Genomic DNA, 25,748 nt, shown 5'->3' on the forward strand with positions numbered 1-25,748 from the left:
CCCGATCTCCCTCGCGCTGCCGCTGGCCGGGCTCCAGACCACCATGCTCGCCGGCGTGCGCATCGTCGCGTTCCTCGTGATCGCCCCGCCGTTCTCGCAGCGCTCCGTGCCGAGCATCGTCAAGGTGACCCTCGCGCTCGCGCTCGCGCTGGCGGTCGCGCCGCGGCTCGAGCCCGTGGCGGCCGACGGGACGGGTGCCTTCGTCGGCGCCCTGGTGATGCAGGCGGTCGTCGGTGCCGCGTTCGGCTTCCTCGTCATGCTGGCGTTCTCGGCCGTGCAGTCGGCGGGCACGCTCATCGACCTGTTCGGCGGGTTCCAGATGGCGGCCGCGTTCGACCCCATGAGCATGACCAGCGGCGCCCAGTTCCAGCGGCTCTACCAGATGGCGGCCGTCGTCCTGCTGTTCGTCACCGACGGGTACCAGGTGGTGCTCGCGGGCCTGGTCCGCACGTTCGACGCGCTCCCGCTCGGGGCGGTGCTGGACCTCGGCGCGCTCGGGGAGGCGGCGACCACCGGGCTGTCCCAGATGTTCGTCGGCGCGATGCAGATCGCCGGGCCCCTGCTCGTGGTGCTCTTCCTCGCGGACGTCGGCCTCGGCCTGCTCACCCGCGTCGCGCCGGCGCTCAACGCGTTCGCGATGGGCTTCCCGCTGAAGATCTTGCTGACCCTGTCGTTCGGCGCGTTCGCGTTCCTCGCGCTGCCCGCCGTCATCGAGGGGCTGACCGGACGCTCGGTCGAGGCGATGCTGGGGGTGGCCCAGTGAGCGAGAGCGGCGAACGCAGCGAGAAGGCCACCGACCAGCGCATGAAGGACGTGCACCGCAAGGGCAAGCTCGGGCGGTCGCAGGACCTCTCGGCCTGGATCGGGATGGGCGCCGCCGTGCTCACCCTGCCGATGGTGATCACCCGCGGGCAGGCCGCAGCGCTCGACCAGCTGGCGATGGTCCGCGACGTGGCTCGCAACCCCACGCCCGCCGGTGCGGTGCAGGTGCTCGACGACGCCCTGCGCTCCCTGCTGACGACGCTCGCCCCGCTGTTCGTCGTCCTGGTGCTGGTCACCGTGGCCGTGGGCATGGCGCAGGGCGGCATCCACCCGCGCCGGTTCTCGCTCCACGTGGACCAGTTCAAGCCCGTGAACGCCGCCAAGCGGCTGGTCGGGGGGCAGGCCTGGTGGCAGGGCGTCCAGACGCTGCTCAAGACCGGCGCGGTCGCGCTCGTGCTCCTGGTCGGGCTCCAGGCGCTGGTGCCCACGCTCATGGCCTCGGGCCAGCTGCCCCTGTCGCACCTGCTCGGTGTGGCCGGCGACGGCACGGCCTCGCTCCTGCGCACCGGCATCGCGGCGGGCATCCTGCTGGCGGTCGCCGACGTGGTGGTCGTCATGCGGCGCAACCGCAAGCAGACGCGGATGACCCTCCAGGAGCTCAAGGAGGAGAACAAGCGCACCGAGGGCGACCCGATGCTCAAGGGCCACATCCGCTCCAAGCAGATGGCGATGTCGCGCAACCGCATGATGTCGGAGGTCGCCACCGCCGACGTGGTCCTGGTCAACCCGACGCACGTCGCGGTCGCGCTGCGGTACGAGCCCGGCTCCGGTGCACCCAAGGTGGTCGCCAAGGGGGCCGGCGCGGTGGCCGCACGCATCCGCGCCGAGGCCACCGAGCGTCGCGTGCCCATGGTCGAGGACATCGCCCTGGCGCGCGCCCTGCACGCCGCGTGCGAGCTGGGCCAGGAGGTCCCGGCGCACCTGTTCACCGCGGTCGCCCGCGTGCTCGCGTTCGTGATGGCCCTGCGCCGCCGCGGCGCCGGCGCCGGCCAGCACCGCGTCCCCGGCGGCTCCACGCTGCCCGCCGACGACACCACCGACCACCGGTCCGCGGCTCGTGCCGCCCGCCGGCCGGCCCGGGCACCCCGCCCGCCGGCCCTGTCCGCCGCCTCGTCCGACAAGCAGGGAACCCGATGAAGAACCGCCCCGTCGCCCAGATGGCCGTGCCCGCCGGTGTGGTGGGCATCGTCCTCATGCTGGTGGTGCCGCTGCCCGCGGCCCTGCTCGACGTGCTCATCGCGATCAACATCACGGTGTCGCTGGTGATCCTGCTCACCAGCATGTACGTCAAGCGGCCGCTGGACTTCTCGGTGTTCCCGTCGCTGATCCTCGTCTTCACGCTCTTCCGGCTGGGGCTCAACGTGGCCTCGACCCGGCTGGTCCTCCGGGACGGGTACGCCGGCCAGGTCATCGACGCGTTCGGGCACATCGTCGTCGGCGGCTCATTGGTCATCGGCCTGGTGATCTTCCTGATCCTGGTGGTCATCCAGTTCGTCGTCATCACCAACGGCGCCGGGCGCGTGGCGGAGGTCGGCGCGCGGTTCACCCTCGACGCGATGCCCGGCAAGCAGATGGCCATCGACGCCGACCTGAACTCGGGCCTCATCGACGAGGACACCGCGCGCCAGCGCCGGGCGGACGTCGCGGCGGAGGCGGACTTCTACGGTGCGATGGACGGCGGGTCCAAGTTCGTCAAGGGCGACGCGATCGCGGGCATCATCATCACCGTCATCAACCTGGTGGGCGGCTTCGCCATCGGGATGCTCCAGATGGGCATGAGCCCGGCGGAGTCGCTCCAGCGGTTCAGCCTGCTGACCATCGGCGACGGCCTGGTCACCCAGATCCCCGCGCTGCTGCTCTCGGTGTCCACCGGCATCGTCGTCACGCGCGCCACGGCCGAGGGCGACATGGGCACCGCGGCCGCCAAGCAGCTGGGCCAGTCCCGGTCCGCCCTGGTGATCGCGGGGGTCGGCGCCATCGCACTGGCGCTGCTCCCGGGCATGCCCAAGCTGCCGTTCCTGCTGGTCGGCACCGCGCTGCTGCTGGTGGCCCAGCGGTCCCGCGCCAACGCGGCCCAGGAGTCGGCCGCCGAGCAGGCGGGAGCGGTCACCGCCGCCACCGCACCGGCCAGCGACAGCCCGGAGCAGCTCATCGAGCAGATGCGCGTGCACACGCTCGAGATCCTGCTGTCGCCGGACCTGGTCGACCTCGTCGGCTCCGGCCCGGACCAGGACCTGCTCGCCCGCGTGCGGGGCCTGCGGCGCAAGACCGCCCTGGAGCTGGGGATCGTCGTGCCGCCGGTGCGCACCCGGGACAGCGTCGACCTGCCGCGGTCCACCTACGTGGTGCGCATCGCGGGCGTCGAGGTCGGCCGGGGCGAGGCGCCCGCGGGCCGGATGCTCGCGCTCGGTGACGACCTCGGCTCCCTGCCCGGCACCACCGTGCTCGAGCCGGTGTTCGGCCTGCCGGGCAAGTGGATCCCGGCCGAGCTGCGGCACGCGGCCGAGATGTCGGGCGCGACCGTCGTCGACCGGGTGTCCGTGCTCATCACGCACCTCGGCGCGCTCATCAGCCAGCACGCGGCCCGCCTGCTCGGCCGCGAGGACGTGCGGGTGCTCACCGAGGGCGTCAAGCGCGTCAACCCGTCGGTGGTCGAGGAGCTCATCCCGACGCTGCTCAGCCTGGGCGAGGTGCAGCGCGTGCTCCAGGGCCTGCTGACCGAGGAGGTGCCGATCCGCGACCTCGGCCGGATCTACGAGGCGCTGACCCTGCGCGCGCGCGTCAGCACCGACCCCGAGGGCCTGGTCGAGGCCGCCCGCACCGCGCTGGGCCCGGCCCTCGGTGCCCTGTACGTGCAGGACGGCTCGCTGCGCGCGATCACCCTGGACGCCGTGCTCGAGCAGCAGCTGGTCGAGTCGCTGCGGCCGTCGGAGCACGGCACGCACCTGCTGGTCGACCCCGCCCGGCTGGAGTCGGTGCTCGCGCAGCTGCGGGACGCCGTCGCCATCGCCGAGCAGGACGGCCGCACCGTGGTGCTCGCGTGCGCCCCCGCGATCCGTCCCGCCCTGCGCCGGCTCGTCGCGATGGGCCTGCCGCGGCTCCCCGTGCTGTCCTACGCCGAGGTCACGGGCGTCGGCGCCCTGGTGGAGACCGTCGGGGCGGTGAGTGGTGGGCACGCGATTGCTGCTTGAGGGCGGCGACCTGGCGCGGCTCATGGCCCAGGTGCGTGACGAGCTAGGCCCTGGGGCGCGGGTGATCAGCGCCGAGCGGGTGCGCAGCGGAGGCGTGGCCGGCTTCTTCGCGCGCGAGCGGTTCGAGCTGACGGTCGACGTGCCCGAGGTCCCCACCCCGCGCCCCCGGGCGCGCCGCGGACCCCCGGCTCCGGCCGCCGGCATCGAGGACCTGCTCGCGGCGGCCGACGCCTACGACGCCCTGCCGGACGGCTCGACCCCCGAGCTCCCGGCCGCGCCCGCGGTTCCCACCGTCTCGACGGGCGCCCCCTCCTTCGCGGCGATCCTCGACCAGATGCGCTCCATGGCGGGCACCCCGGAGCCGGCCGACATCGAGATCCCGGCGCCGGCCGCGGAGGACCCGCTGCGGGTGGCCCTGCGCGGCCTCGGAGTGCCGGACCGGCTGCTCGGCGGCGACCCGCTGACGCTCCCGTCGGTGCTGGCCCGCGTGCCGGCCGCGCCGGTCGCCCCCCGCGGACCGGGGAAGGTGATCGCGGTGGTCGGCACCCAGGAGGACGTCGACGCCGTGGCCCTCCTGCTCGCCGAACGGCTGCGCCTCGAGCGCTCCGCGGTGGTCGCCGCCGGCGCGCGCGCGGCCACGTCCACCGGCCTGCCGCGGGCGGCGGGCGCCCACGAGCTGTCCACCTGGCGCGAGCGGGCGACGCTCGCCCCGCACCCGGGGATCGTCGCGATCGCGGTGGGGCCCGACGCCGCGGACCGGGCCGATGCCGCGGCACTCCTGCGCGTCGCCCGCGCCGACCAGGTCTGGGCCGTGGTCGACGCGCGCACCAAGACCGTGGACGCCGCGACGTGGCTGGCCCAGGTGGGCGGAGAGGTCGGCGTCGACGCGGTCGCCGTGCGCGGCCTGTTCGACACCGTCCAGCCCGGCACGGTCCTGGACCTGGGAGTGCCGGTGGCGTGGGTGGACGGCGTCCCGGCGACCACCGTGGCGTGGGCGGCGGCGCTCGGTCAGGCGCTCGGACCCGCTGGCGACGCGCATCGCGGTCCACGCGGGATCGCGGGGTAGGGTCACCGCATGCTGGTGCTCAGCCGTCGCGTGGGGGAACGGCTCGTGATCGGTGACGACATCGTCGTCACCGTCATCGAGGTCCGCAGCGACGGCGTGCGCATCGGGATCGACGCCCCGCGGCACGTGCGCGTGCACCGGGCCGAGGTGCTCGACGCGCTCACCGCCGCCAACGTGGACGCGGTCGCGGCGGACGACCGGACGGCCGCGGCCCTGCGGCGCCTGGTGTCACCCGCCCCTGCCCAGCCGGACCCCTCAGGAACCTCGCCCGCCGACCGATGAGGTCGGACGCCGGGACGCTGGGTCCTCGGCGGGCTGGAGGGCACCGTGGAGGACGTCGACGAGATCGTCCGTGAGTTCCTGGTCGAGAGCTACGAGAACCTCGACCAGCTGGACCGCGACCTCGTGGCGCTCGAGGAGTCGCCCGGGTCGCGTCCGCTGCTGAGCAGCATCTTCCGGACCATCCACACCATCAAGGGCACCAGCGGCTTCCTCGCGTTCGGTCGCCTCGAGCGCGTCGCGCACGCCGGCGAGAACCTGCTGGTCGAGCTCCGCGACGGACGCCGGTCCATGGACCAGCCGACCACCGACGTGCTCCTGCGCCTCACGGACGTCGTGCGCGAGATCCTCGCCGCGATCGAGGCGGACGGCACGGAGGGTGACGTGAGCGTCGACGCCGTCATCGAGGCGGTCGAGGCGGTCCGCGACGGACGCCTTCCGGCACAGCCCGAGCCCGAGCCTGTCGTCGAGGCGGTCATCGAGCCGGTCGTCGCGACCGCGTCGAGCATCATCGTCGAGCGCAGCCCCGTCGTCCCCGCCCAGCCCTCCGCCCCCGTCGCCGAGCACCTCCCCGAGGAGGTCGGTGTGCTGCGCAGCGCCGCCGACACCTCCATCCGCGTGGACGTCGAGCTCCTCGACGCCCTCATGCGGCAGGTGGGCGAGCTGGTCCTCGCCCGCAACCAGATCAGCCGCCTCTCGGCCGGGACCGACGACGTCGACCTCGCGCGCTCGGCGCAGCGCCTCAACCTCATCGCCGGTGAGCTGCAGGAGGGCGTCATGAAGACGCGCATGCAGCCCATCGAGCACGTGTGGTCCAAGATGCCGCGCATCGTGCGGGACCTGGCAGCCGCGTGCGGCCGCGAGGTGCAGCTGGAGATGACCGGTGGCGACACCGAGCTGGACCGCAGCCTGCTCGAGGCGGTCAAGGACCCGCTGACCCACCTGGTGCGCAACGCGGTCGACCACGGCATCGAGCCGTCCGACGTGCGCGTCGCCGCCGGCAAGGCGCCTCGGGGCGTGCTGTCGCTGCGGGCGTACCACGCGGGTGGCCAGGTCGTGGTCGAGGTCGCCGACGACGGCCAGGGCATCGACCCCGAGCGCGTCGCGGCCAAGGCCGTCGAGAAGGGTCTGCGCACCGCGGACCAGCTCGCCGCGGTCAGCCACGCCGAGCTGCTCCAGCTGCTCTTCCTGCCGGGCTTCTCCACCGCCGAGGCGGTCACCAACGTGTCCGGCCGCGGGGTCGGCATGGACGTCGTCCGCACCAAGGTGGAGGCCATCGGCGGCACCGTCGACGTGGACTCCACCGTCGGCTCCGGCACCGTGTGGCGCCTGCGCATCCCGCTGACGCTGGCGATCATGCCGGCGCTCACGGTGGAGTGCTCGGGTGACCTCTACGCGGTGCCGCAGGTGAACCTGCTCGAGCTCGTCGCCCTCGACGGGCAGCGCTCGGGCTCCGGGATCGAGTACGTGCACGCCGCCCCCGTCTACCGGCTGCGCGGCGAGCTGCTGCCACTGGTGTCGCTCGCGGCGGTGCTGGGCGTCGAGGACGGCCCGAGCGAGGGCTCGAGCGTGATCGCGGTCGTGCAGGCGGACCACCAGCGCTTCGGGCTGCTGGTGGACCGGGTGCTCAACACCGAGGAGATCGTGGTCAAGCCGCTCTCGGCGCGCCTGAAGTCCATCGGCGGGTACGCGGGGGCCACCGTGCTCGGGGACGGGCGCGTCGCGCTCATCCTCGACGTGCAGGCGATCGCGCGCCGCGCGCTGGTCGGGGTACTCGAGCAGGTCAGCGCCGAGGCCGCCCGCCGTGCGCAGGAGGCTGCCACGCGCACCGTGCCGATGGAGCAGGTGCTCGTCGTCGGCATCGGCGGTGGTCGTCGGGTGGCCATGCCGCTCGCGTCCGTGGCCCGCCTGGAGCACGTCAAGGCCGCGCACGTGGAGCTCGTCGGCGGACGCGAGGTGGTCCAGTACCGCGGGACGATCCTGCCGCTGGCCCGGCTCGACCGGGTGCTCGGCGGCTACGGCGACGAGCTGGGCGAGGAGCTGCTGGTGGTCGTCTACAGCCGCGCCGGCCGCAGCGTCGGCCTGGTGGTGCACGAGATCGTCGACATCGTCGACGACGACGTCTCGCGCCACTCGGACATCGAGGACCACGGCCTGGTCGGCTCGACCGTCCTGGGCGAGCGCGTCACCGAGCTGCTCGACGTCCGGACCGCGATCCTCGCGGCCGACCACGCCTTCTACGACAACGCACCGACGTCGTCCGACGAGCTCGACGTGCTCGCCGGGCTCCCCGGTCACCCCGACCTGGTGGGAGCCGGACGATGAGCCAGTACGTGACGTTCACGCTGGACGGCAGCCTCTACGGGATCGACGTGGTGCGCGTGCAGGAGGCCCTGCGCTCGCACGTCCGCACGCGGGTGCCGCTGGCGCCGCCGACGGTCGCCGGCCTGGTCAACCTGCGGGGCCAGGTGGTCCTCACGATCGACCTGCGCACCCGGCTGGGGCTGTCCGGCCGCGCCGACCTGACCGAGCCGATGATGGTCGTGGTCCAGGTGGACGGTGAGCCCGTCAGCCTGCTGGTCGACGAGATCGGTGACGTGGTCGAGGTGGGCCCGGGCTCGTTCGAAGGGCCCCCGGACACGCTCGACGCCGCGCTCCGCTCGCTCATCCTCGGCGCCCACAAGCTCGAGGCCGGGCTGCTGCTGGTGCTGGACGTCGACCAGGCCGCCGCGGCCTGACGCCTGCTCGGGGCAACCTGTGTGCCCCGATGTTCACCCTCCTGCACGACTCACCGACGGGTCCGCCCGACCGATCGGCTGGGCTGGAAGGCCCACCGGGGGCCTCGTGAAGGAGCCCTCCCATGTCGACGACCCAGCCCCTGGCCGACGCTCGGACCACGCGCCGCGGGGCGTGGTTCGCCGACCGGTCGGTCCGCACCAAGATCCTTGCTCTCACCGCGATCTTCGCGATCACGTCCGCGGGGTCCGGCGTCTACGCGCTGCTGACCATGGAGGGGATGGCGGGCCAGACCGAGGAGCTCTCGACGACGGTGACGACGATCATGGCGCCGCTGAGCACCGTCCACCAGGACCAGCTCAAGGCCCGCATGATCGTCGCCCAGCTCGGCGCGACGCGCAGCCCCGAGGCCCAGGAGCACTGGCTCCAGGAGCAGGTGGACAACGACGCCGAGATCGACGCGGCCATCGCCGAGTTCGAGGCAGCGGGCGGCAGCGTCGTGCCCACCTGGGCCGACTTCCGTGCCGGGTTCGACGCCTGGCGCGCGGCCCGCGACGAGCAGCTGGTGCCGGCCGCGACGAGCGGCGACTCCGTGCTGTACGAGCAGGTGCTCACCGAGGTCACCGAGCCGCTGAAGTCCACCTACGTCGACGCGCTCGACGCGGCGGCGGTCGCCGGCGACGAGTACGCCCAGGGCATCGCCGACGAGGCGCGGAGCGAGGCGGGCAAGGCGTCGATGGTGCTGATCACCACGCTGCTGCTCGCGATCATCGGGGTCACCGCGCTCGGTGCGGTGGTGGCCGGCGCGATCCGCAAGTCGGTCCAGCGGGTGCAGGGGTCGCTCGATGCCCTTGCCCGCGGCGACCTGACCGTCCGCGCCGACGTGCACAGCCGCGACGAGGTCGGCCGCATGGCGACCTCGCTGACCATCGCGCAGGACTCGCTCCAGCGCACCCTGGCCGGCGTGGTCGAGACCTCGGAGACCGTGGCGGCGGCCGCGGAGGAGCTGTCGGCGTCGTCGGACCAGGTGGCTGCGGGGTCGGATGAGACGTCGGCGCAGGCGGGTGTGGTGGCTGCGGCTGCGGAGCAGGTGAGCCGCAACGTGCAGGCGGTGGCTGCGGGTGCGGAGCAGATGGGTGCCTCGATCCGGGAGATCGCGCAGAACGCGAACCTGGCGGCGAAGGTGGCTGGTCAGGCGACGGCGGCGGCGGAGTCGGCGAACGATCAGGTGGCTCGGTTGGGGGAGTCCAGCCAGCAGATCGGGAATGTGGTCAAGACGATCACGAGCATCGCGGAGCAGACGAACTTGTTGGCGTTGAACGCCACGATCGAGGCGGCGCGTGCGGGTGAGGCGGGTAAGGGGTTCGCGGTGGTGGCCGGGGAGGTCAAGGAGCTGGCCTCGGAGACGGCGCGGGCTACGGAGGACATCGCGCGGCGGGTGGAGGCGATCCAGGCGGACACCACGGGTGCGGTGGCGGCGATCGGGCAGATCGCGGCGATCATCGCCTCGATCAACGACTACCAGCTGACGATCGCGTCGGCGGTCGAGGAGCAGACCGCGACGACGAACGAGATGTCGCGGGGGGTCGCGGAGGCGGCGACGGGGTCGGGGGAGATCGCGGTGAACATCGGTGGGGTCGCCTCGTCGGCGGCGTCGTCCTCGGAGGTGCTCGGTCAGATGGGTCAGGCCGTGGGCGAGCTCGCCCGCCTGTCCACCGACCTGCGCACCCGGGTGTCCGCCTTCACCTTCTGAGCGGTACCGGACAGACCGAGGCAGACCGACGCCCCGCCGCGCACCGCGGCGGGGCGTCGTCGCGCGAGGGCTCATTTCCGTGCGGATCCGGCCGATCGGTGGGCCGACGCCAGATCGCGCACACCGAGGAGCCAGCCCCATGAGCACCACCCACCCGTCGAGCACCGTCCCGGCCTCCCGCCGCTCCGGGTCGTGGTTCCGGAACCGCTCTGTGCGCACCAAGATCCTCACCGCGATCCTCCTGCTCGCCGCCGTGGCCCTCGCGTCCGGCGCCTACGCCGTGACCGCGCTGCGCGGCGCCGCGGCCGATGTGGAGACCCTCGCGGTCATCCAGTCCGACATCGTCGGCACCCGCGTCGAGGTGCAGCTGGGCCAGGCGCAGGCGCGGCTCGTCGTCGCCCAGCTCGCGGCGGCGGACGACCCCGCCCTGGAGCAGGCGTGGCTGGCCAAGCAGCAGGCCAACGACGCCGAGATGGCCGCCGCGATGGACGCCTACAACGCGTCCGAGGCCGCCGTCGACCCCAACTGGCAGGCCTTCGTCACCGACTACGCGGCGTGGTTGACCGCCCGGGACGAGCAGCTGGTGCCGGCCGCGACGGCCGCGGACATGGAGTCCTACACGCGGGTCCTGGAGACCGTCAGCCAGCCCTTGATCGACACCTTCGTGGCCGACCTCGACGGGATCGTCACCGGCACGGTCGCCTACACCGACGGGCTCGCGGACGCGTCCTCCGACGAGGCCAACCGCGCGGCCGTGATCCTCATGGTCAGCCTGGGCATCGCGCTCGTCGTGACCCTGGTGCTCGGTTTCGCCATCGCCGGCAACGTGCTCGCTGCGGTGCAGCGCGTGCGGAAGTCCCTCAACGCGATGGCGGCCGGTGACTTCACGGTGCGCGCCGACGTGGTCTCCGACGACGAGCTGGGCCGGATGGCGCACGCGCTGAACAAGGCGCAGGAGTCGGTGCGTGCCGCACTCGGTGGCGTCGTGGAGACGGCCGAGACGGTGGCGTCCGCCGCGGAGGAGCTCTCGGCGTCGTCGAGCCAGGTGGCTGCGGGGTCGGATGAGACGTCGGCGCAGGCGGGTGTGGTGGCTGCGGCTGCGGAGCAGGTGAGCCGCAACGTGCAGGCGGTGGCTGCGGGTGCGGAGCAGATGGGTGCCTCGATCCGGGAGATCGCGCAGAACGCGAACCTGGCGGCGAAGGTGGCTGGTCAGGCGACGGCGGCGGCGGAGTCGGCGAACGATCAGGTGGCTCGGTTGGGGGAGTCCAGCCAGCAGATCGGGAATGTGGTCAAGACGATCACGAGCATCGCGGAGCAGACGAACTTGTTGGCGTTGAACGCCACGATCGAGGCGGCGCGTGCGGGTGAGGCGGGTAAGGGGTTCGCGGTGGTGGCCGGGGAGGTCAAGGAGCTGGCCTCGGAGACGGCGCGGGCTACGGAGGACATCGCGCGGCGGGTGGAGGCGATCCAGGCGGACACCACGGGTGCGGTGGCGGCGATCGGGCAGATCGCGGCGATCATCGCCTCGATCAACGACTACCAGCTGACGATCGCGTCGGCGGTCGAGGAGCAGACCGCGACGACGAACGAGATGTCGCGGGGGGTCGCGGAGGCGGCCACGGGGTCGGGGGAGATCGCGGTGAACATCGGTGGGGTCGCCTCGTCGGCGGCGTCGTCCTCGGAGGTGCTCGGTCAGATGGGTCAGGCCGTGGGCGAGCTCGCCCGCCTGTCCACCGACCTGCGCACCCGCGTCTCGGCGTTCACCTTCTGATGGGCGCGCGGACGATGCGCACGGCGGCCGTGCTGGTGGCGGTCGGTCTGCTCGCGGCCGGCTGTGCCGGACCCGAGGCGGCGCAGGACGAGACCCAGCTGGTCGGTGTCGCGATGCCGACCACCGTGCAGGAGCGCTGGATCGGTGACGGCGAGAACCTGCAGGCGCAGTTCGCATCGCTCGGCTACGACGTCGACCTCGAGTACGCCGACGACGACGTGGACACCCAGATCGCGCAGATCACGGCGATGATCGACGCCGGGGCGGACGCCCTGGTGGTCGGTGCCGTCGACGGCAGCAAGCTCCGCGCCGTGCTCTCCCAGGCGGCGAAGGCCGGGATCGCGATCCTGTCCTACGACCGGCTCATCCGGGACAGCCCGGACGTCGGCTACTACGCCTCGTTCGACAACTGGAGCGTCGGCGTCCTGCAGGCGAACGCCCTGCTCACCGGCCTCGGCGCGATCGACGCGTCGGGAGCCCGGACGGCGGCCCCCGGGCCGTGGGCGGTCGAGATCTTCGCCGGCTCGCCCGACGACAACAACGCCACGGTGTTCTACCAGGGCGCCATGTCGGTGCTCCAGCCGTACCTCGACTCCGGCGTGCTCGTCGTTCCGTCCGGCCAGACCGACTTCGCCACCGTGGGGACGCCCGGCTGGAAGGGCGAGACCGCGGCGGCGCGCCTGCAGACCCTGACCGGTCCGTACCTGGCCGGCCTGCACCTGGACGGGATCCTCGCCCCGAACGACGGCATCGCGGTCGCCCTCCTGGACGCGGCTCGCTCGGGCCTCGGCTACGGCGGGGACGGGCCGGCCCTGCCGGTGGTCCCCGGTCAGGACGCCGAGCTCGCCTCGGTGCGCTCGATCGTCGCGGGCGAGCAGTACGCGACCGTCTACAAGGACACCCAGCAGCTGGCCGAGGTGGCCGTGCAGATGGTGCGCGACCTGCTGGCCGGCGACGAGCCCGAGGTGAACGACACCACGTCGTACGACAACGGCGTGCGGGTGGTCCCGTCCTACCTGCTGGCCCCGCAGCTGGTCACGCTCGACAACTACCGCGAGGTCCTCGTGGCCGGCGGCTACTACTCGCAGGACGAGCTGGGCACCCCGCCCGCTGGAGGATCGAAGTGACGACGACCCGCACGCGCGCCCGCTGGTTCTGGGACCGGCCCATCGGCGCCAAGATCGCGACGGCCCTCGTGGTGCTGGGCACCATGTTCGGGCTGGTCGGCGGCGCCGGCGCGGTCGCGCTCTACCGCGCCGGCGAGCACCTGCAGGACATGTCCGCGCTCACCGGCCGGCTGCAGTCGGCGATGGCCGAGCTGCGCACCGCGCAGGCCCGCAGCCACCTGCTGGTGCACCGCGCGGTCGAGGCACCGGACCCCGCGGTCCGCACCCAGCTGCTCACGTCGGCGGCCTGGGTGGACGGCGACGTCGCCCGGCAGATCGCCGTGATCGAGGAGTTCCCGCAGGCCGAGACCGCGCAGTGGGCTGACTTCGTCGAGCGCTGGGCGGCCTGGGTCGCCTACCGGGACGCCACGCTGCTGCCGTTCGTGCAGGCCGGTGACCAGGCCGGTCTCGGCGCGGCGATCCGGGCCAGCGCGGCCGCGGACCCCGACGCCGCCGGCCGGCCCCTCGCGCTCGCGCAGGGCCAGGTGGACGCGCAGGTCGACGAGATCCTCGCCGCTGGCCAGGCCGAGGTGGACCAGACGATCGTGGTGCTCGCCGTCGCGTTCGTGCTCGGTGCCCTGCTGTCCGGGACGCTCGCCACGGCGGTCACCCGCCGGATCACCCGTGCGGTCCGCGGCGTGCAGGCCTCGCTCGACGCCATGGCGGACGGCGACCTGACCGTGGCCTCCCCGGTCGAGTCGGGCGACGAGACCGGTCGCATGGCCGCGTCGCTCACCCGTGCCCAGACGTCCCTGCGGGCCACGCTCGCGGGGGTCGTGGAGACCGCGGCCGGCGTCGCGGCCTCGGCCGAGCAGCTCACGCAGTCCAACGGCCGCGTGGCCGGTGCGGCGCAGGAGACCAGCGCGCAGGCCGGGGTGGTCGCCGCGGCGGCCGAGCAGGTCAGCCGCAACGTCCAGGCGGTCGCGGCGGGTGCCGAGCAGATGGGCGCCTCCATCCGGGAGATCGCGCAGAACGCCACGGAGGCCGCCAAGGTGGCGCACAAGGCGACCGGCGTGGCCGAGGCCACCAACCAGCAGGTCGCCCGGCTCGGGGAGTCCAGCCAGCAGATCGGCAACGTGGTCAAGACGATCACCAGCATCGCGGCGCAGACCAACCTGCTGGCGCTCAACGCGACCATCGAGGCCGCGCGCGCCGGTGAGGCCGGCAAGGGGTTCGCGGTCGTCGCGGGGGAGGTCAAGGAGCTCGCGTCGGAGACGGCCCGCGCCACCGAGGACATCGCGCGCCGGGTCGAGGCCATCCAGCTGGAGACCGCGGGGGCGGTGTCCGCGATCGCGGAGATCAGCGCCATCGTCACGTCCATCAACGACTTCCAGCTGACCATCGCGTCCGCGGTCGAGGAGCAGACGGCGACGACGAACGAGATGTCGCGGGGCGTGGCCGAGGCCGCGACCGGCTCGGGGGAGATCGCCGTGAACATCACGGGGGTGGCCGCCGCGGCCCAGAGCAGCAGCGACGTGCTCGACGAGGTCGGCGGACAGGTCGACGAGCTCGCGATCCTGTCGCACCGCCTGCGCGACCGGGTCTCCGCCTTCACCTTCTGACCCGCTCACAACCCCTCCGCCCGCGCCGATAGGCAGCACGACGCCGGAATCCCGGTGACAGACCCAGGAGGAACCGTGACGAGGATCCGCGTGCTGGTGGTCGACGACTCGGTCGTCGTCCGCCGACTCGTCACCGACGCGTTGTCGAGGGACTCGGAGATCGAGGTCGTCGGGGTCGCGGCCAACGGGAAGCTGGCCCAGACGAAGGTGGCCCAGCTGGCCCCCGACCTGGTGACGATGGACATCGAGATGCCGGAGATGGACGGCATCGAGGCGGTCCGCGAGCTGCGCCGCTCCGGGTACCGGATGCCGATCGTCATGTTCTCCACGCTCACCGAGCGGGGCGCGTCCGCCACCCTGGACGCGCTCGTCGCGGGCGCCCAGGACTACGTGACCAAGCCGGCCAACGTCGGCAGCGTCCAGGAGTCGCTCGCGCAGGTCGCGCACAACCTGATCCCCAAGATCAAAGCGCTGGTCGGACCCGCCCGCAGCCGGGGCCCGATCGGCACCGCGGCGGCGACGCCCACGCGGCTCGCGGCCCTGCCGACGCCCGCACGGACGCGCGTCGTGGTCCGTCCGGAACCCGCCCCGCACCCCGTCCGCGCCGTCGTCGTCGGCTCGTCGACCGGCGGCCCGGAGGCGCTGTCCAAGCTGGTCGCCGCACTGACCACCCCGCCGTCGGTCCCGGTGCTCGTGGTCCAGCACATGCCCCCGGTGTTCACCCGCCAGCTGGCCGCCCGGCTCGACCGGCTCGGCCCGGCGCGCGTGGTGGAGGCCGAGGACGGCGCCGAGCTGCGTCCGGGCACCGTGCACGTCGCCCCCGGCGACCGCCACCTCGAGCTGCACCGCCGCGGCGACACCGTGCGGACCGTGCTCACCGACGGACCGCCCGTGAACTTCTGCCGCCCGTCGGTCGACGTCCTGTTCCGCTCCGCGGTCCGGGTGCTCGGCGGCGACCTGCTCGCGGTCGTGCTCACGGGCATGGGCGCCGACGGCCGGACCGGCTGCGAGGACGTGGTCGGTGCGGGCGGGACCGTGCTGGTGCAGGACGAGGCCACGAGCGTCGTGTGGGGGATGCCCGGCGCGGTCGCGACAGCCGGCTTCGCCCACCGCATCCTCCCGCTGCTGGAGGTGGCGCCGGCGATCGAACGGGTGCTCGCGGAGGCCCACGCCGGCGACAGGAGCGCCCGATGGGCCTGAGCCCGGAGTCGTTCTCCTTCGTCGCCGACCTGGTGCGGCGGCGCAGCGCCATCCAGCTGGCGCCCGGCAAGGAGTACCTCGTGGAGAGCCGGCTGCTGCCGCTGGCGCGCGAGGAGGGGATCGTCGACGTCGACGCCTACGTGATGCGTGTCCGCGGCGGGGGCCGCGAGGCCGACCTCGTCCGCGTGGTGGAGGCGCTGACCACCAACGAGACCTCCTGGTTCCGCGACTCCACCCCGTTCGGGGCGCTGCGCTCCACGGTCGTGCCGGCGGTGGTCGCCACCCGCGGGCCGGCCACCCGCCTGCGGGTGTGGTCCGCCGCGTGCTCCACCGGCCAGGAGCCGTACTCGATCGCGATGACGCTGGCGGACTGCCTGCCGTCGAGCGCCACGTTCGACATCCTCGCGACGGACCTGTCGGAGCAGGTGCTCACCCGCGCGCGGGCGGGCCACTACAGCCAGCTCGAGGTCAACCGTGGTCTGCCGGCGCCGATGCTCGTGAGGCACTTCGGGCGAGCGGGTGCCGGGTGGGAGGTCGCCCAGCAGCTGCGGTCGACCGTGACGTTCCGCGCGCACAACCTGCTCGACGCGCCCCCGGCCGGTGGTCCGTTCGACGTGGTGTTCCTGCGCAACGTGCTCATCTACTTCGACCTGCCCACCAAGCGCGCGATCCTGCGCCGCCTGCGCCAGGTGCTGCGCCCGGACGGTGCCCTGCTGCTGGGCGCCGCCGAGACCACCATCGGGGTCGACGACGACTGGGTGCGCATGCCCGCCGGCGTCGGCTCGATCTACCGCCCCGTCCGCCCGGTACCCGCCGCCGCGCCGGGCCTCCCGCAGCCCCGGACCGCGACGTGGTCCGTCCCCACGCCCGCCGTCCCCGCCCCCGTGCTGACCCGAGGAGCACCATGAGAGCGCTCGTGATCGACGACTCACGCACGATGCGGCGCATCGTGTCGGGGGCCCTGCACCCCCTCGGCTTCGAGACGTACGAGGCCGAGCACGGCCGCGCGGCGCTCGACCTGCTCGAGGACGGTCTCCATGTCGAGCTCGCCTGCATCGACTGGAACATGCCCGTGATGGACGGGCTCACGTTCGTCTCCGAGGTCCGCGCCAACCCGGCGTGGCGCAGCATCACGCTGATGATGGTGACGACCGAGAGCGAGCAGGGCCAGATCGTGCGCGCGCTCGCCGCGGGAGCCCACGAGTACCTCATCAAGCCGTTCACCCCCGACGCCATCCGCGGGAAGCTCGACCTGCTCGGGCTCGTCGCGGTCGAGGAGCACGCATGAGCACCGTCGTCGAGCACGACCAGGTCCTCGCCATCGCGCAGGAGGTCTTCGCCGCCATGGTCGACGGCGACGAGGGCCTGCTCCAGCCGTGGCCCGGCGAGCTGCCGGAGATCGAGGACGCCGTCGTCGCCTGGGTGGACCTGCACGGCCCGTGGCCGGGTCGCGCGGAGCTGCGGACGTCCGGCACGACGGCGAGCGACCTCACGCGCGCCCTCCTGGGCATGCCCGACGACGAGGTGGTCACGTCGCTCGACCTGGTCGACGCGTTCGGCGAGGTGGCCAACGTCGTCGGCGGCAACGTGAAGTCGCTCCTGCCGCTCCAGGGCAGCCTCGGCCTGCCGCAGGTGGCCCCCAGCGCTCCTCACGTGCCCGGCGCCCGGCTCGTGCAGGAGCTCCCGCTGTCCTGGCGCGGCCGCCCGTTGGTCGTCGCCGTGTGGGCGTTCGCCCAGCCCGCTCTCCCGGAAGGAACCCGCCTCTCATGATCCGAGTCCTCGTCACCGACGACAGCCGCGTGATGCGGCAGATCGTCATCCGCACCCTGCGTCAGGCCGGCTACGACTGGGACGTCCGCGAGGCGGCCGACGGCGCCGAGGCGCTGGAGGCCATCCGGGCCGACGAGCCCGACGTGGTCCTGTCGGACTGGAACATGCCGAACCTCAGCGGCATCGACCTGCTGCGCAGCCTGCGCGCCGAGGGGTTCGCGACTCCGTTCGGCTTCGTCACCTCCGAGGGGTCGCCGGAGATGCGCGCGCAGGCGGAGGCCGCCGGCGCCCTGTTCCTCATCGCCAAGCCGTTCACGCCCGAGGCGTTCCGCGAGGTCATCGACCCGGTGCTGGCATGAGCGCGCAGACGCCGCTGCCGTCCGCGAAGGACGTCCGCGAGCTGGTCGAGGGGCTCATCGGCCGCGACGTGCAGGTGACCACCGGGGGCGCGATGCTCGACCCCAAGGACGGCGACGGCACCCTGGTCGGCGTCTTCGTGGACAACCGGCACGCCCTGTCCGCGCTCGTCCTGCTGGACCTGCCGCTCGCGGCGTACATCGGCGCGGCGCTCGGCCTGGTGCCGGTGCGGGTGGCGGCCGACGCCGTCACGGAGGGCGTCCTGCCGCCCGCCCTCTCCGAGAACGCCGGCGAGGTGCTCAACGTGATGGCATCCCTGTTCAACGCCGAGGGTGCCCCCCACGTCCGGCTCGACGTGCTCTACGAGCCCCGCCACCCGGTGCCCGCCGACGTCGCCACGTGGGTGCTCGCGTACGTGCGCCGCACGGACCTGGACGTCGAGGTGGCCGGCTACGGAGCAGGCAGGTTCTCCCTCCTGGTCCTGTGAGCGCCTGTCACGGACTGTCCGTTCTGTCCGGAAGCCGCTAACGTCCCTCGGGTGCATCCCTTCACGCCGGTCCCGCGTGAGCGCTGGCACCGCCGCGACCTGCGGCAACGCTCGGCCGGTGGCCACCGCTGGTCACGCAGGTCGGCGCTGGTCCTGCTGAGCACGCTCGCGCTGGTGACCACGCCCATCGCCCTGACGCCGGCACCGGACCCCGTCGTGCCAGGGGACTTCGCGGCGCTCGTGACCTTGCGCGACGACGACGCGGCCGCCCGCTCGGGCGCGCGGGCGCCGGCGAGCACCCAGCCGACGACGACCGCGCCGACCACCCCGCCGCCGGCCACGACGTCGCCGTCGGCCCCGGCCCAGCCGGCCGCCCCGGCGCAGACCGCCGAACCCGCGGCCCCGGCCGCGCCCGCTGCGCCGGCTGCGCCTCCTGTGCCCACCGTGAGCGACGAGATCGTCACCCGCACCAACGCCGAGCGCACCAAGGTCGGCCTGGCACCCCTGGCCGTCTCGGAGTGCGGGACGCAGCAGGCCGCGGCCCGGACCGCCCTGCTCGTGGCCGAGGACCGCTTCGAGCACGACCCGCTGGAGCCCGTCCTCGAGGCGTGCGCCGCGCACGCCGTGGGGGAGAACCTGGCCCTCGGCTACCCGACGCCGCTGGCCGTGGTCGCGGGCTGGATGGGGTCCGACGGGCACCGCGCGAACATCCTCAACCCCACGTACACCCAGATCGGCGTCGCCTGTACTCCGAGCCCGAAGGGTCAGCTCTGCGCGCAGGTGTTCCTGGGCTGAGTACGCAACATCCGGGTCACACAGTTCTGCCACACTGCGCGCATGTCTTCGACCCCCTCCACGCAGACAGAGCGTCCTGCGCCCCCGACGAACGCCGTCGACCGCTACTTCAAGATCACTGAGCGCGGCTCGACCATCGGTACCGAGATCCGTGGTGGTCTCGTCACCTTCTTCACGATGTGCTACATCATCGTGCTCAACCCGCTGATCATCGGGACCGTCCAGTCCGGCGACGGGCTGTTCCTCGGTGGCGGGGACACCCCCAACCTGGCAGCCGTCGCGGCGACGACCGCGCTGGTCGCCGGCGTGATGTCCATCCTCATGGGGGTCGTCGCCAACTTCCCCCTGGCGCTCGCGGCCGGTCTCGGCCTGAACGCCGTCGTCGCCTACTCCATCGCCTCGCTGCCGGGCATGTCCTGGCAGGACGCGATGGGCCTGGTGGTCCTCGAGGGCCTGATCATCCTGGTCCTGGTGCTCACCGGCTTCCGCGAGGCCGTCTTCCGCGCGGTCCCGCTCGAGCTGAAGACCGCCATCAGCGTCGGCATCGGCCTGTTCATCGCGTTCATCGGCCTGGTCGACGCCGGCTTCGTGCGGATCCCCGCCAGCATGGCCACCCCGGTGGAGCTCGGCATCGCCGGCTCGCTGGCCAGCTGGCCGCTGCTGGTGTTCGTGTTCGGGCTGCTGCTGGCCATCATCCTCATGGTCCGCAAGGTCCGGGGCGCCATCCTCATCTCGATCGTGTCCGCGAGCGTGCTGGCGTTCTTCATCGAGCTGGTCGGCAGCATCGGCAGCAAGACCGACGAGACCGGCGCCGTGGTCAACCCCGCCGGCTGGTCGCTCGAGGTCCCGCACTGGCCCGAGGGCGGCATCTTCGCGACGCCGGACTTCTCGCTGGTCGGCCAGTTCTCGCTGTTCGGCTCCATCGAGTCCATCGGGCTCGTCGCGGTCATCCTGCTGGTGTTCTCGCTCCTGCTGGCCGACTTCTTCGACACGATGGGCACCATGGTCGCCGTCGGCGGCGAGGCCGGTCTGCTCGACCCCGAGGGCAACCCGCCGAAGACCAAGCAGATCCTCATCGTCGACTCGATCGCGGCGGCGGCCGGTGGCGCGGGCAGCGTCTCGTCCAACACCAGTTACATCGAGTCCGCGTCGGGCGTCGGTGACGGTGCGCGCACCGGGCTGGCGGCGGTCGTCACCGGCATCGCGTTCCTGCTGGCCACGTTCCTGTCGCCGCTGGTCGCGCTGGTCCCCTTCGAGGCGGCCACCCCGGCGCTCGTCGTCGTCGGCTTCCTCATGGTCACCCAGATCGCCGGCATCAACTGGCGCAACTGGGAGGTCGCCATCCCGGCGTTCCTCACGATCATCATCATGCCGTTCTCGTACTCCATCACCGCGGGCATCGGCGCGGGCATCATCACATTCGTCGTGATCAAGCTGGCCGTCGCCAAGGTGCGGGAGATCCACCCGTTCATGTGGGTGGCGTCGGCGATGTTCGTCGCCTACTTCCTCATCGGCCCGATCAAGGCCGCGCTCGGCATCTGACCGCGCACGCCCCGGAGGCCGGGCCCGACAGGGACCCGGCCTCCGGCATGCGTGCTCAGCGGCGGACGGCCGCGACGATCGTCTCGACGGCGGGCAGCAGCTGGCCGAACGACTTCCGGTAGACCGCCGCGTCGCCGCTGTAGGGGTCGATCACGTCGTCGTCGGCCGGGCGGTGCGCGGACAGCCCGCGGCGCGTCGCCGCGACCGGCACGAGCGCCCGGAGGCGGTCCGCGGTGGTCGCGTTGGCGCCGGGGAGGGTGGCGGGGTCGATGTCGCCGACGAGCCGCGCGAGCTCGCGCAGCGTGAACGTGCGGCGCACCGCCGCGGGGACCAGCTCGACGATGGCCGAGCGGTGCCGACGGGTCAGCGCCAGCACCAGGTCCGCCTGCTGCACCATGCCGGGGGTCAGCTGGCGGGCCGCGAAGCCGTCGGGGGACACCCCCTGCGCGGCGACGAGGGCCGCCATCTCGTCGGGCATCGGCCAGCCGACCATCGCGCCGGTGCCGGCAGACCCGACCTCGATCGCCGGTACCAGGCCGCCGCCTTCGCGCCCCTGGTACGTCGCCCCGAGGCCGGCGGCGAGCAGGCGCTCGACGGCCGGCGACCGGCAGATGTTGCCGGTGCAGACGACGAGGACGCGCAGGGGCTCGGCCTGGTCAGCGGGGGTCATGGCACCATCTTGCGGTCCGCGGGGGCAGTTCCGGGCATCGCGTGACCCGATCGGCGCAGAGTTTCCACCCGCCCCGACAGGGGGACTCAGGACGCGCCGGTACGATTCCGACCGCGGTCGCCCTGCCGGGCGGCGTTCCGGCCAGGGGGAGAGAGACGTCGTGACGCACCCTGGGTGGGGATCCGACTGGGACGGTCAGCCGGTCCCGGAGGCGCCGCAGCACCCCGAGACGGTCCGTCGACGACGCACCAGCTACGTCCGCGAGCGCCGACGCCGGACGGTCCACCGCGTGCTCCTCGGCTGCGGTCTCGCGCTGCTGGTGGTCGTCGGCCTGGGCGTCTGGCTGGTCACCGACGCGCTGCGCGCGGCCGGCGCCCTCGAGGCCGCCCGCGCCGACGTGAAGGACCTCCAGGCGCAGGTCACGGCGGGCGACTCGGCCGCGGCCGACAAGACCCTGGTCCAGCTCCAGGCGCACTCCTCGACGGCTGCTCGCTCGACGCGCGGACCCGCGTGGACCCTGGCGGGCGTCCTGCCGTGGGTCGGACCGAACGTGCGGGCCGTGCACACCGTGGCCGACGCGGTCGACGACCTCGCCCAGAACGCCCTGCCGTCCCTCATGCAGGCCACGACACTCGTCGACCCCGCGGCGCTGGCCCCGGTCGACGGGCGGGTGGACCTGCGACCGCTCCAGGACGCCGCACCCGCCATCGTCGCGGCCGACGACTCCGTGCAGCTCACCGCCCAGCGGCTCGAGGACCTCGACACGTCCTCGCTGCTCGCCCTCGTCGCCGAACCCGTGGAGACCCTGCGCGACCAGGTGGCCGACGTCGCCGTGACCACCGCCACGGCCGCCCGCGCCGCGCTGCTGGTGCCCGCGATGATGGGTGCCGAGGGGCCGCGCAACTACCTGGTACTGGTGCAGAACAACGCGGAGCAGCGCGCCACCGGCGGCATCCCCGGCTCGGTGCTGCTCCTGCACGCCGACGCCGGTGCGGTCACCGTGGTCGGGGAGCGGGCGGGGGGCTCGCTCAGCGGGCTGGCAGAGCCGGCCCTGCCCCTCACGGACGCGGAGAACGCCCTGTTCGGCACCCTGCTGGGCACCGACATGCGCGACGTCACGTTCACCCCGGACTTCCCCCGCAGCGGCGCGCTGGCCAAGGCGATCTGGGAGCAGAAGGTGGGCGGGACCATCGACGGGGTCCTGTCCATGGACCCGGTGGCGCTCGGCCTGGTCCTCAAGGCGACAGGCCCGGTGGCGCTCTCCGACGGCAGCACGCTCGGTGGCGACGACGCCGCGCAGACCCTGCTCAACCAGGTCTACCTGGACATCGAGGATCCCCAGGAGCAGGACGCGTTCTTCTCCGACACGTCCCGCTCGGTGTTCTCCGCGGTGGTCGGCGGGCAGGGCGACGCCCCCGCGGTGATGGGCGCGCTGGCCGAGGCGGCCCGGCAGGGCCGGCTCATGGTGTGGTCCGCCGACGAGGACGAGCAGGCGAGTCTGGCGCCGACCGTCCTCGGTGGGGCGCTCCGCGGGGTCGATGGCGACTCGCCCGTAATCGGCGTCTACCTGAACGACGGGACGCAGGCGAAGGTGGGCTACTACCTGGACCTGACCGTCGACGCGGAGGCGACGGAGTGCCGGCCGGACGGGTCGCAGATCGTGCACGCGGTGGTCACGCTGGCGTACGACGCGCCCGCCGACGCGGCCGAGCTGCCCTCCTACCTGGTGGGTCTGGACGACATTGTCCCGCTGGGAGACATTCGGACAAATGTGCTCATTTATGCCCCCGACGGCGGTGGTATCGAATCGGTCCGGGTGAAACCCGAGCCGCAGGGGCTGAACGCCCAGCTCCACGACGGACTAGGCGTAGGTGCGCGGACATTTACCCTCAAACCGGGCGAGAGTGGGACGCTGGACCTGCAAATCGTGACCGGCCGGAAACAGACCGGAAACGTGCATATCCGAACCACTCCCACAGCCCGCCAAAAGGGTGACGTAGTCCTGGGTTCCGCATGCGAGAAGTAGCAGGTACGGTTGCCCCTAGTCACATCTCGCCACTCCTGTAACACGACCGTCCGGGGGGACACCCAAATGAAGATTCGTCGCACCGCTCTGGTCGCAGTTGCTGCCGTGGCACTCGCGCTCGTTCCGTCTGCCGCTTTCTCTTATGGCGCCAGCGACTACACCAACAAGGGCACGGTTTCCGACACCACGCCCGCCGCCGGTGAGAGCTTCACCGTCACGGTCGCCGGCCCCGCCGGCGCGTCGGTGACGCTGACCATCACCAGCAACCCGGCCTCCATCCCCGACTCGGCGATCACCATCGCGGGGACGAAGTCGCTCGCCAAGGTCACCAACGCCTCTGGTGTCGCTGTCTTCACGGTGACGCTCAGCCAGGCCGGGACGTTCACGCTCGTCGCCACCGACACCGCCTCTGGTGCCGTCCTCAGCACGCAGACCGTGTCCGTCGCGGCCGCTGCCGGTGCCGCGGGCAGCCTGAGCTCGACCGGTTCCAACGCGCTCCCGATCGCCCTCGGCGCCGGTGCGCTGGTCCTCGTCGGCGCCGGTGGCGTCGTCGTCGCCCGCCGTCGTCAGGTTGGCGCCGCGGCCTGAATGGCCTAGCACCTCACACGAGAGCCCCGCACCGGTTGGTGCGGGGCTCTCGTGCGTCCGGGGCAGTCGACCCGGAGGGCGATGGGTTCACCGCAACCACGCGGCCGGCAGGCCCCCTGGCTGGCGCCGGGTTGAGGGAGCAGCTGATACCGGAGCGCCTGACGGGGGCATCAGCCTCTAGGAAGTCGCTCCGGACTTCCTCAGGCGCTCTGAGCGCCCCCAGGGGGCGCACGTCGTCCGGGCGGTCTCATCCTCGCTGAGCCGGGCATGACAACGGCCCCGGACCGAGGAGGTCCGAGGCCGTCGTGACGGTGCTGGTGCGATCAGCTGCCGGGGCGCTGGTGCTGGGCCGGAGCGTTCTGCGCCTGCTGGCGGCGGAAGTCCTTCAGCTGCGTCTCGCTCAGCGAGTCCCCAGGCCACAGTGTCGTCGGCCCGGAGACCGCCGCGGGCGAGGTCGACTCAGGCACCTGGGGAAGGCGCCCCGTCGGCGGGGACTTGCGCTTCTTGCGACTGGTCCGACCGGAGTCGGCGGACGTGGCCGGCGTCGGGGTGTAGTCGTAGTACGCGTACTGCTCGCCCTGCTTGCGCCTCTGCCGGTTCACGACGATGCCGAGAATGCGAGCACCGACGGTCTCCAGGTTGCCGACCGACTCCGCGAGCTGGCTTCGGTGGAGCTTGTCTGCACCGACGACCAGGAGGGCTCCGCCGGTCAGTTTGGCGAGGATCGCGGCGTCCGTCACCGGGAGCAGTGGAGCGGTGTCGACGATCACGACGTCGTACTGCTTCGTCAGCTTGTCCAGCAAGTTCGCCATCGCGAGGGAACCAAGGAGCTCGCTGGGGTTCGGCGGCACCTGGCCGGCCGGGAGTACGTGCAGGAAGCCGTTGCCCCAGGGCTGGATGACGTCCTCGACGCTCGCGCGGCCGATGAGCACCGTGGTGAGCCCGACGCTGCCCTCGAGGCCCATGTACTTGGCGACGGACGGGCGGCGAAGGTCGGCGTCGATGAGCGCGACGCGTGTGCCGGCGTCGGCCAGCGTGATCGCCACGTTGATCGACGTCGTCGACTTTCCCTCGCCGGGGAGCGACGAGGTGATGACGATCGATTGCGGACGGTCGGCGATGTCGAGGAACTGCAGGTTCGTGCGCAGCCGCCGGAATGCCTCGGACCGCTGGCTGTGGGGACTGCTCTGAACGATCAGCGGGTGCTGCGGCGCGTCGTCGTCGTTCGGGATGATCCCGATGACGGAGGTGTCCGTGACACGAGCGACGTCCGCATCCGAGCGGACGCGGGTGTCGAGGATGGCCCGAAGGATGGCCACGCCGATACCCAGACCGATGCCGAGCAGAACGCCGAGCGCAATGTTGAGCTTGAGGTTCGGGGAGGCCGGCGACAGGGGGGCTGTCGCGTCTCGGACGAGCGAGATCTTCACCGCGGAGGTGCTGCCGTCCTCAGGCGCTTCCAGGTCGCTGATGACCTCCTTGAACTCTTCCGCGATCGCGTCAGCCAGAGCGGCGGCGATGGCCGGGTTCTCGTCCGTCACGGTGACGTTGATGAGGGACGTGTTGACAGGCGACTCGGCGGCCACTCGCTCCGCGAGTGTCTCGGCGCGTTCATCCAGTCCCAGGTCCTCGATCACAGGGTTCAGGACGAGCGGGCTGGTGACCAGCTGGGTGTACGTCGTGACCTGCTGGCGGCTGTAGTTGGCGCCCTGGAGGAGGTCACTGTTGGTCGCGTCCCCCTGCACGGAGACGAACAGCTGCGTCGTGGCCTGGTACATCGGGGTGGCCGCGAAGGACGCGGCGATCGCTGCGCTCACGCTCAGCACGGCGATAGCGAGTATCGAGAGCCAGCGCTTGCGCAAAATGACCAAATAGTCCTGTAGCTCCACGAACTCTCTCCCGATCCCCTGCGCACGACGTGTGGCGCGGCCACGATTCTCTCACGCGATCCCAGCAGCGATCTCTTG

The 25,748-nt window shown here is 72.7% G+C and carries 23 protein-coding genes; 21 read left to right on the forward strand and 2 right to left on the reverse strand.

Features of this window, described 5'->3' with window-relative positions:
• The first annotated feature begins 4 nt into the window (after positions 1–4).
• The 19 genes from ACO06A_RS11680 to ACO06A_RS11770 all read left to right on the forward strand — a co-directional run bounded on the left by ACO06A_RS11680 (position 5) and on the right by ACO06A_RS11770 (position 20,497).
• On the forward strand, positions 5–763 hold the full coding sequence (locus tag ACO06A_RS11680; RefSeq protein WP_421736054.1) for a flagellar biosynthetic protein FliR: 759 nt from the start codon (positions 5–7) through the stop codon (positions 761–763).
• Entirely contained in the window at positions 760–1,959 is a 1,200-nt protein-coding gene (locus ACO06A_RS11685; RefSeq protein WP_421732371.1) for an EscU/YscU/HrcU family type III secretion system export apparatus switch protein, read from the forward strand. Before ACO06A_RS11680 ends, ACO06A_RS11685 begins: the two co-directional genes overlap by 4 nt.
• A complete protein-coding gene (locus ACO06A_RS11690; protein ID WP_421732372.1) occupies positions 1,956–4,013 on the forward strand; it encodes a flagellar biosynthesis protein FlhA in 2,058 nt (685 codons plus the stop codon). Before ACO06A_RS11685 ends, ACO06A_RS11690 begins: the two co-directional genes overlap by 4 nt.
• Positions 3,991–5,079: a hypothetical protein gene (locus ACO06A_RS11695; protein ID WP_421732373.1), complete on the forward strand. Its 1,089-nt coding sequence runs from the start codon at positions 3,991–3,993 to the stop codon at positions 5,077–5,079. Before ACO06A_RS11690 ends, ACO06A_RS11695 begins: the two co-directional genes overlap by 23 nt.
• A 9-nt stretch (positions 5,080–5,088) precedes the next feature.
• Positions 5,089–5,361 carry a carbon storage regulator CsrA gene (gene csrA / locus ACO06A_RS11700; RefSeq protein WP_421732374.1) on the forward strand — a complete coding sequence of 91 codons (273 nt, stop codon included), beginning with the start codon at positions 5,089–5,091 and terminating at the stop codon, positions 5,359–5,361.
• A gap of 45 nt (positions 5,362–5,406) precedes the next feature.
• Positions 5,407–7,683: a chemotaxis protein CheA gene (locus ACO06A_RS11705; RefSeq protein ID WP_421732375.1), complete on the forward strand. Its 2,277-nt coding sequence runs from the start codon at positions 5,407–5,409 to the stop codon at positions 7,681–7,683.
• The gene (locus tag ACO06A_RS11710; RefSeq protein ID WP_421732376.1) at positions 7,680–8,096 is read left to right on the forward strand and encodes a chemotaxis protein CheW; all 417 of its coding nucleotides are present in this window, start codon (positions 7,680–7,682) and stop codon (positions 8,094–8,096) included. Before ACO06A_RS11705 ends, ACO06A_RS11710 begins: the two co-directional genes overlap by 4 nt.
• Positions 8,097–8,218: 122 nt before the next feature.
• Positions 8,219–9,847 carry a methyl-accepting chemotaxis protein gene (locus ACO06A_RS11715; RefSeq protein ID WP_421732378.1) on the forward strand — a complete coding sequence of 543 codons (1,629 nt, stop codon included), beginning with the start codon at positions 8,219–8,221 and terminating at the stop codon, positions 9,845–9,847.
• A 139-nt stretch (positions 9,848–9,986) separates the two neighbouring features.
• Complete coding sequence (locus ACO06A_RS11720; RefSeq protein WP_421732379.1) at positions 9,987–11,618, forward strand: methyl-accepting chemotaxis protein; 1,632 nt, start codon at positions 9,987–9,989, stop codon at positions 11,616–11,618.
• Positions 11,618–12,745 (forward strand): substrate-binding domain-containing protein, encoded by a 1,128-nt coding sequence (locus tag ACO06A_RS11725; RefSeq protein WP_421732380.1) that lies wholly within the window; start codon positions 11,618–11,620, stop codon positions 12,743–12,745. The genes ACO06A_RS11720 and ACO06A_RS11725 overlap by 1 nt, the downstream gene beginning before the upstream one ends.
• Entirely contained in the window at positions 12,742–14,346 is a 1,605-nt protein-coding gene (locus tag ACO06A_RS11730; protein ID WP_421732381.1) for a methyl-accepting chemotaxis protein, read from the forward strand. The genes ACO06A_RS11725 and ACO06A_RS11730 overlap by 4 nt, the downstream gene beginning before the upstream one ends.
• A gap of 75 nt (positions 14,347–14,421) precedes the next feature.
• Positions 14,422–15,546, forward strand: coding sequence for a protein-glutamate methylesterase/protein-glutamine glutaminase (locus ACO06A_RS11735; RefSeq protein ID WP_421732382.1), 1,125 nt, complete (start codon positions 14,422–14,424; stop codon positions 15,544–15,546).
• On the forward strand, positions 15,537–16,454 hold the full coding sequence (locus tag ACO06A_RS11740; protein WP_421732383.1) for a CheR family methyltransferase: 918 nt from the start codon (positions 15,537–15,539) through the stop codon (positions 16,452–16,454). The genes ACO06A_RS11735 and ACO06A_RS11740 overlap by 10 nt, the downstream gene beginning before the upstream one ends.
• On the forward strand, positions 16,451–16,834 hold the full coding sequence (locus tag ACO06A_RS11745; protein ID WP_421732384.1) for a response regulator: 384 nt from the start codon (positions 16,451–16,453) through the stop codon (positions 16,832–16,834). The genes ACO06A_RS11740 and ACO06A_RS11745 overlap by 4 nt, the downstream gene beginning before the upstream one ends.
• Positions 16,831–17,316, forward strand: a complete 486-nt coding sequence (locus tag ACO06A_RS11750; protein WP_421732385.1) for a chemotaxis protein CheX — start codon at positions 16,831–16,833, stop codon at positions 17,314–17,316. Before ACO06A_RS11745 ends, ACO06A_RS11750 begins: the two co-directional genes overlap by 4 nt.
• On the forward strand, positions 17,313–17,675 hold the full coding sequence (locus ACO06A_RS11755; RefSeq protein ID WP_421732386.1) for a response regulator: 363 nt from the start codon (positions 17,313–17,315) through the stop codon (positions 17,673–17,675). Before ACO06A_RS11750 ends, ACO06A_RS11755 begins: the two co-directional genes overlap by 4 nt.
• Entirely contained in the window at positions 17,672–18,160 is a 489-nt protein-coding gene (locus ACO06A_RS11760; protein WP_421732387.1) for a hypothetical protein, read from the forward strand. Before ACO06A_RS11755 ends, ACO06A_RS11760 begins: the two co-directional genes overlap by 4 nt.
• Before the next feature lie 51 nt (positions 18,161–18,211).
• The gene (locus tag ACO06A_RS11765) at positions 18,212–18,955 is read left to right on the forward strand and encodes a CAP domain-containing protein (RefSeq protein ID WP_421732388.1); all 744 of its coding nucleotides are present in this window, start codon (positions 18,212–18,214) and stop codon (positions 18,953–18,955) included.
• A 42-nt stretch (positions 18,956–18,997) separates the two neighbouring features.
• Positions 18,998–20,497, forward strand: a complete 1,500-nt coding sequence (locus ACO06A_RS11770; protein WP_421732389.1) for an NCS2 family permease — start codon at positions 18,998–19,000, stop codon at positions 20,495–20,497.
• Between the two features lie 55 nt (positions 20,498–20,552).
• Here ACO06A_RS11770 and ACO06A_RS11775 read toward each other — a convergent pair whose 3' ends face one another.
• Complete coding sequence (locus ACO06A_RS11775) at positions 20,553–21,167, reverse strand: low molecular weight phosphatase family protein (RefSeq protein WP_421732391.1); 615 nt, start codon at positions 21,165–21,167, stop codon at positions 20,553–20,555.
• A gap of 160 nt (positions 21,168–21,327) precedes the next feature.
• Between ACO06A_RS11775 and ACO06A_RS11780 the strand changes: the two genes are divergently transcribed.
• Together ACO06A_RS11780 and ACO06A_RS11785 are read left to right on the forward strand one after the other, a co-directional pair.
• Positions 21,328–23,193 (forward strand): DUF4012 domain-containing protein, encoded by a 1,866-nt coding sequence (locus ACO06A_RS11780; RefSeq protein ID WP_421732392.1) that lies wholly within the window; start codon positions 21,328–21,330, stop codon positions 23,191–23,193.
• 66 nt (positions 23,194–23,259) lie between these two features.
• The gene (locus ACO06A_RS11785; RefSeq protein WP_421732393.1) at positions 23,260–23,781 is read left to right on the forward strand and encodes a peptidase; all 522 of its coding nucleotides are present in this window, start codon (positions 23,260–23,262) and stop codon (positions 23,779–23,781) included.
• A 323-nt stretch (positions 23,782–24,104) separates the two neighbouring features.
• Here the strand turns inward: ACO06A_RS11785 and ACO06A_RS11790 are convergent, their stop codons facing one another.
• On the reverse strand, positions 24,105–25,670 hold the full coding sequence (locus tag ACO06A_RS11790; protein ID WP_421732394.1) for a polysaccharide biosynthesis tyrosine autokinase: 1,566 nt from the start codon (positions 25,668–25,670) through the stop codon (positions 24,105–24,107).
• Positions 25,671–25,748: the final 78 nt, after the last annotated feature.

The organism is Cellulomonas sp. (genome assembly GCF_965229465.1).
In the GTDB taxonomy this organism is placed as follows: domain Bacteria; phylum Actinomycetota; class Actinomycetes; order Actinomycetales; family Cellulomonadaceae; genus Cellulomonas.

Excerpts from the sequence above, each read along its gene's own strand:
- ACO06A_RS11775 (WP_421732391.1), bottom strand. The coding sequence starts at position 21,167 with ATGACCCCCGCTGACCAGGCCGAGCCCCTGCGCGTCCTCGTCGTCTGC.
- ACO06A_RS11715 (WP_421732378.1), top strand. The coding sequence starts at position 8,219 with ATGTCGACGACCCAGCCCCTGGCCGACGCTCGGACCACGCGCCGCGGG.
- ACO06A_RS11760 (WP_421732387.1), top strand. The coding sequence starts at position 17,672 with ATGAGCGCGCAGACGCCGCTGCCGTCCGCGAAGGACGTCCGCGAGCTG.
- ACO06A_RS11770 (WP_421732389.1), top strand. The coding sequence starts at position 18,998 with ATGTCTTCGACCCCCTCCACGCAGACAGAGCGTCCTGCGCCCCCGACG.
- ACO06A_RS11755 (WP_421732386.1), top strand. The coding sequence starts at position 17,313 with ATGATCCGAGTCCTCGTCACCGACGACAGCCGCGTGATGCGGCAGATC.
- ACO06A_RS11745 (WP_421732384.1), top strand. The coding sequence starts at position 16,451 with ATGAGAGCGCTCGTGATCGACGACTCACGCACGATGCGGCGCATCGTG.
- ACO06A_RS11720 (WP_421732379.1), top strand. The coding sequence starts at position 9,987 with ATGAGCACCACCCACCCGTCGAGCACCGTCCCGGCCTCCCGCCGCTCC.
- ACO06A_RS11690 (WP_421732372.1), top strand. The coding sequence starts at position 1,956 with ATGAAGAACCGCCCCGTCGCCCAGATGGCCGTGCCCGCCGGTGTGGTG.
- csrA (WP_421732374.1), top strand. The coding sequence starts at position 5,089 with ATGCTGGTGCTCAGCCGTCGCGTGGGGGAACGGCTCGTGATCGGTGAC.
- ACO06A_RS11750 (WP_421732385.1), top strand. The coding sequence starts at position 16,831 with ATGAGCACCGTCGTCGAGCACGACCAGGTCCTCGCCATCGCGCAGGAG.
- ACO06A_RS11740 (WP_421732383.1), top strand. The coding sequence starts at position 15,537 with ATGGGCCTGAGCCCGGAGTCGTTCTCCTTCGTCGCCGACCTGGTGCGG.
- ACO06A_RS11725 (WP_421732380.1), top strand. The coding sequence starts at position 11,618 with ATGGGCGCGCGGACGATGCGCACGGCGGCCGTGCTGGTGGCGGTCGGT.
- ACO06A_RS11710 (WP_421732376.1), top strand. The coding sequence starts at position 7,680 with ATGAGCCAGTACGTGACGTTCACGCTGGACGGCAGCCTCTACGGGATC.
- ACO06A_RS11785 (WP_421732393.1), top strand. The coding sequence starts at position 23,260 with ATGAAGATTCGTCGCACCGCTCTGGTCGCAGTTGCTGCCGTGGCACTC.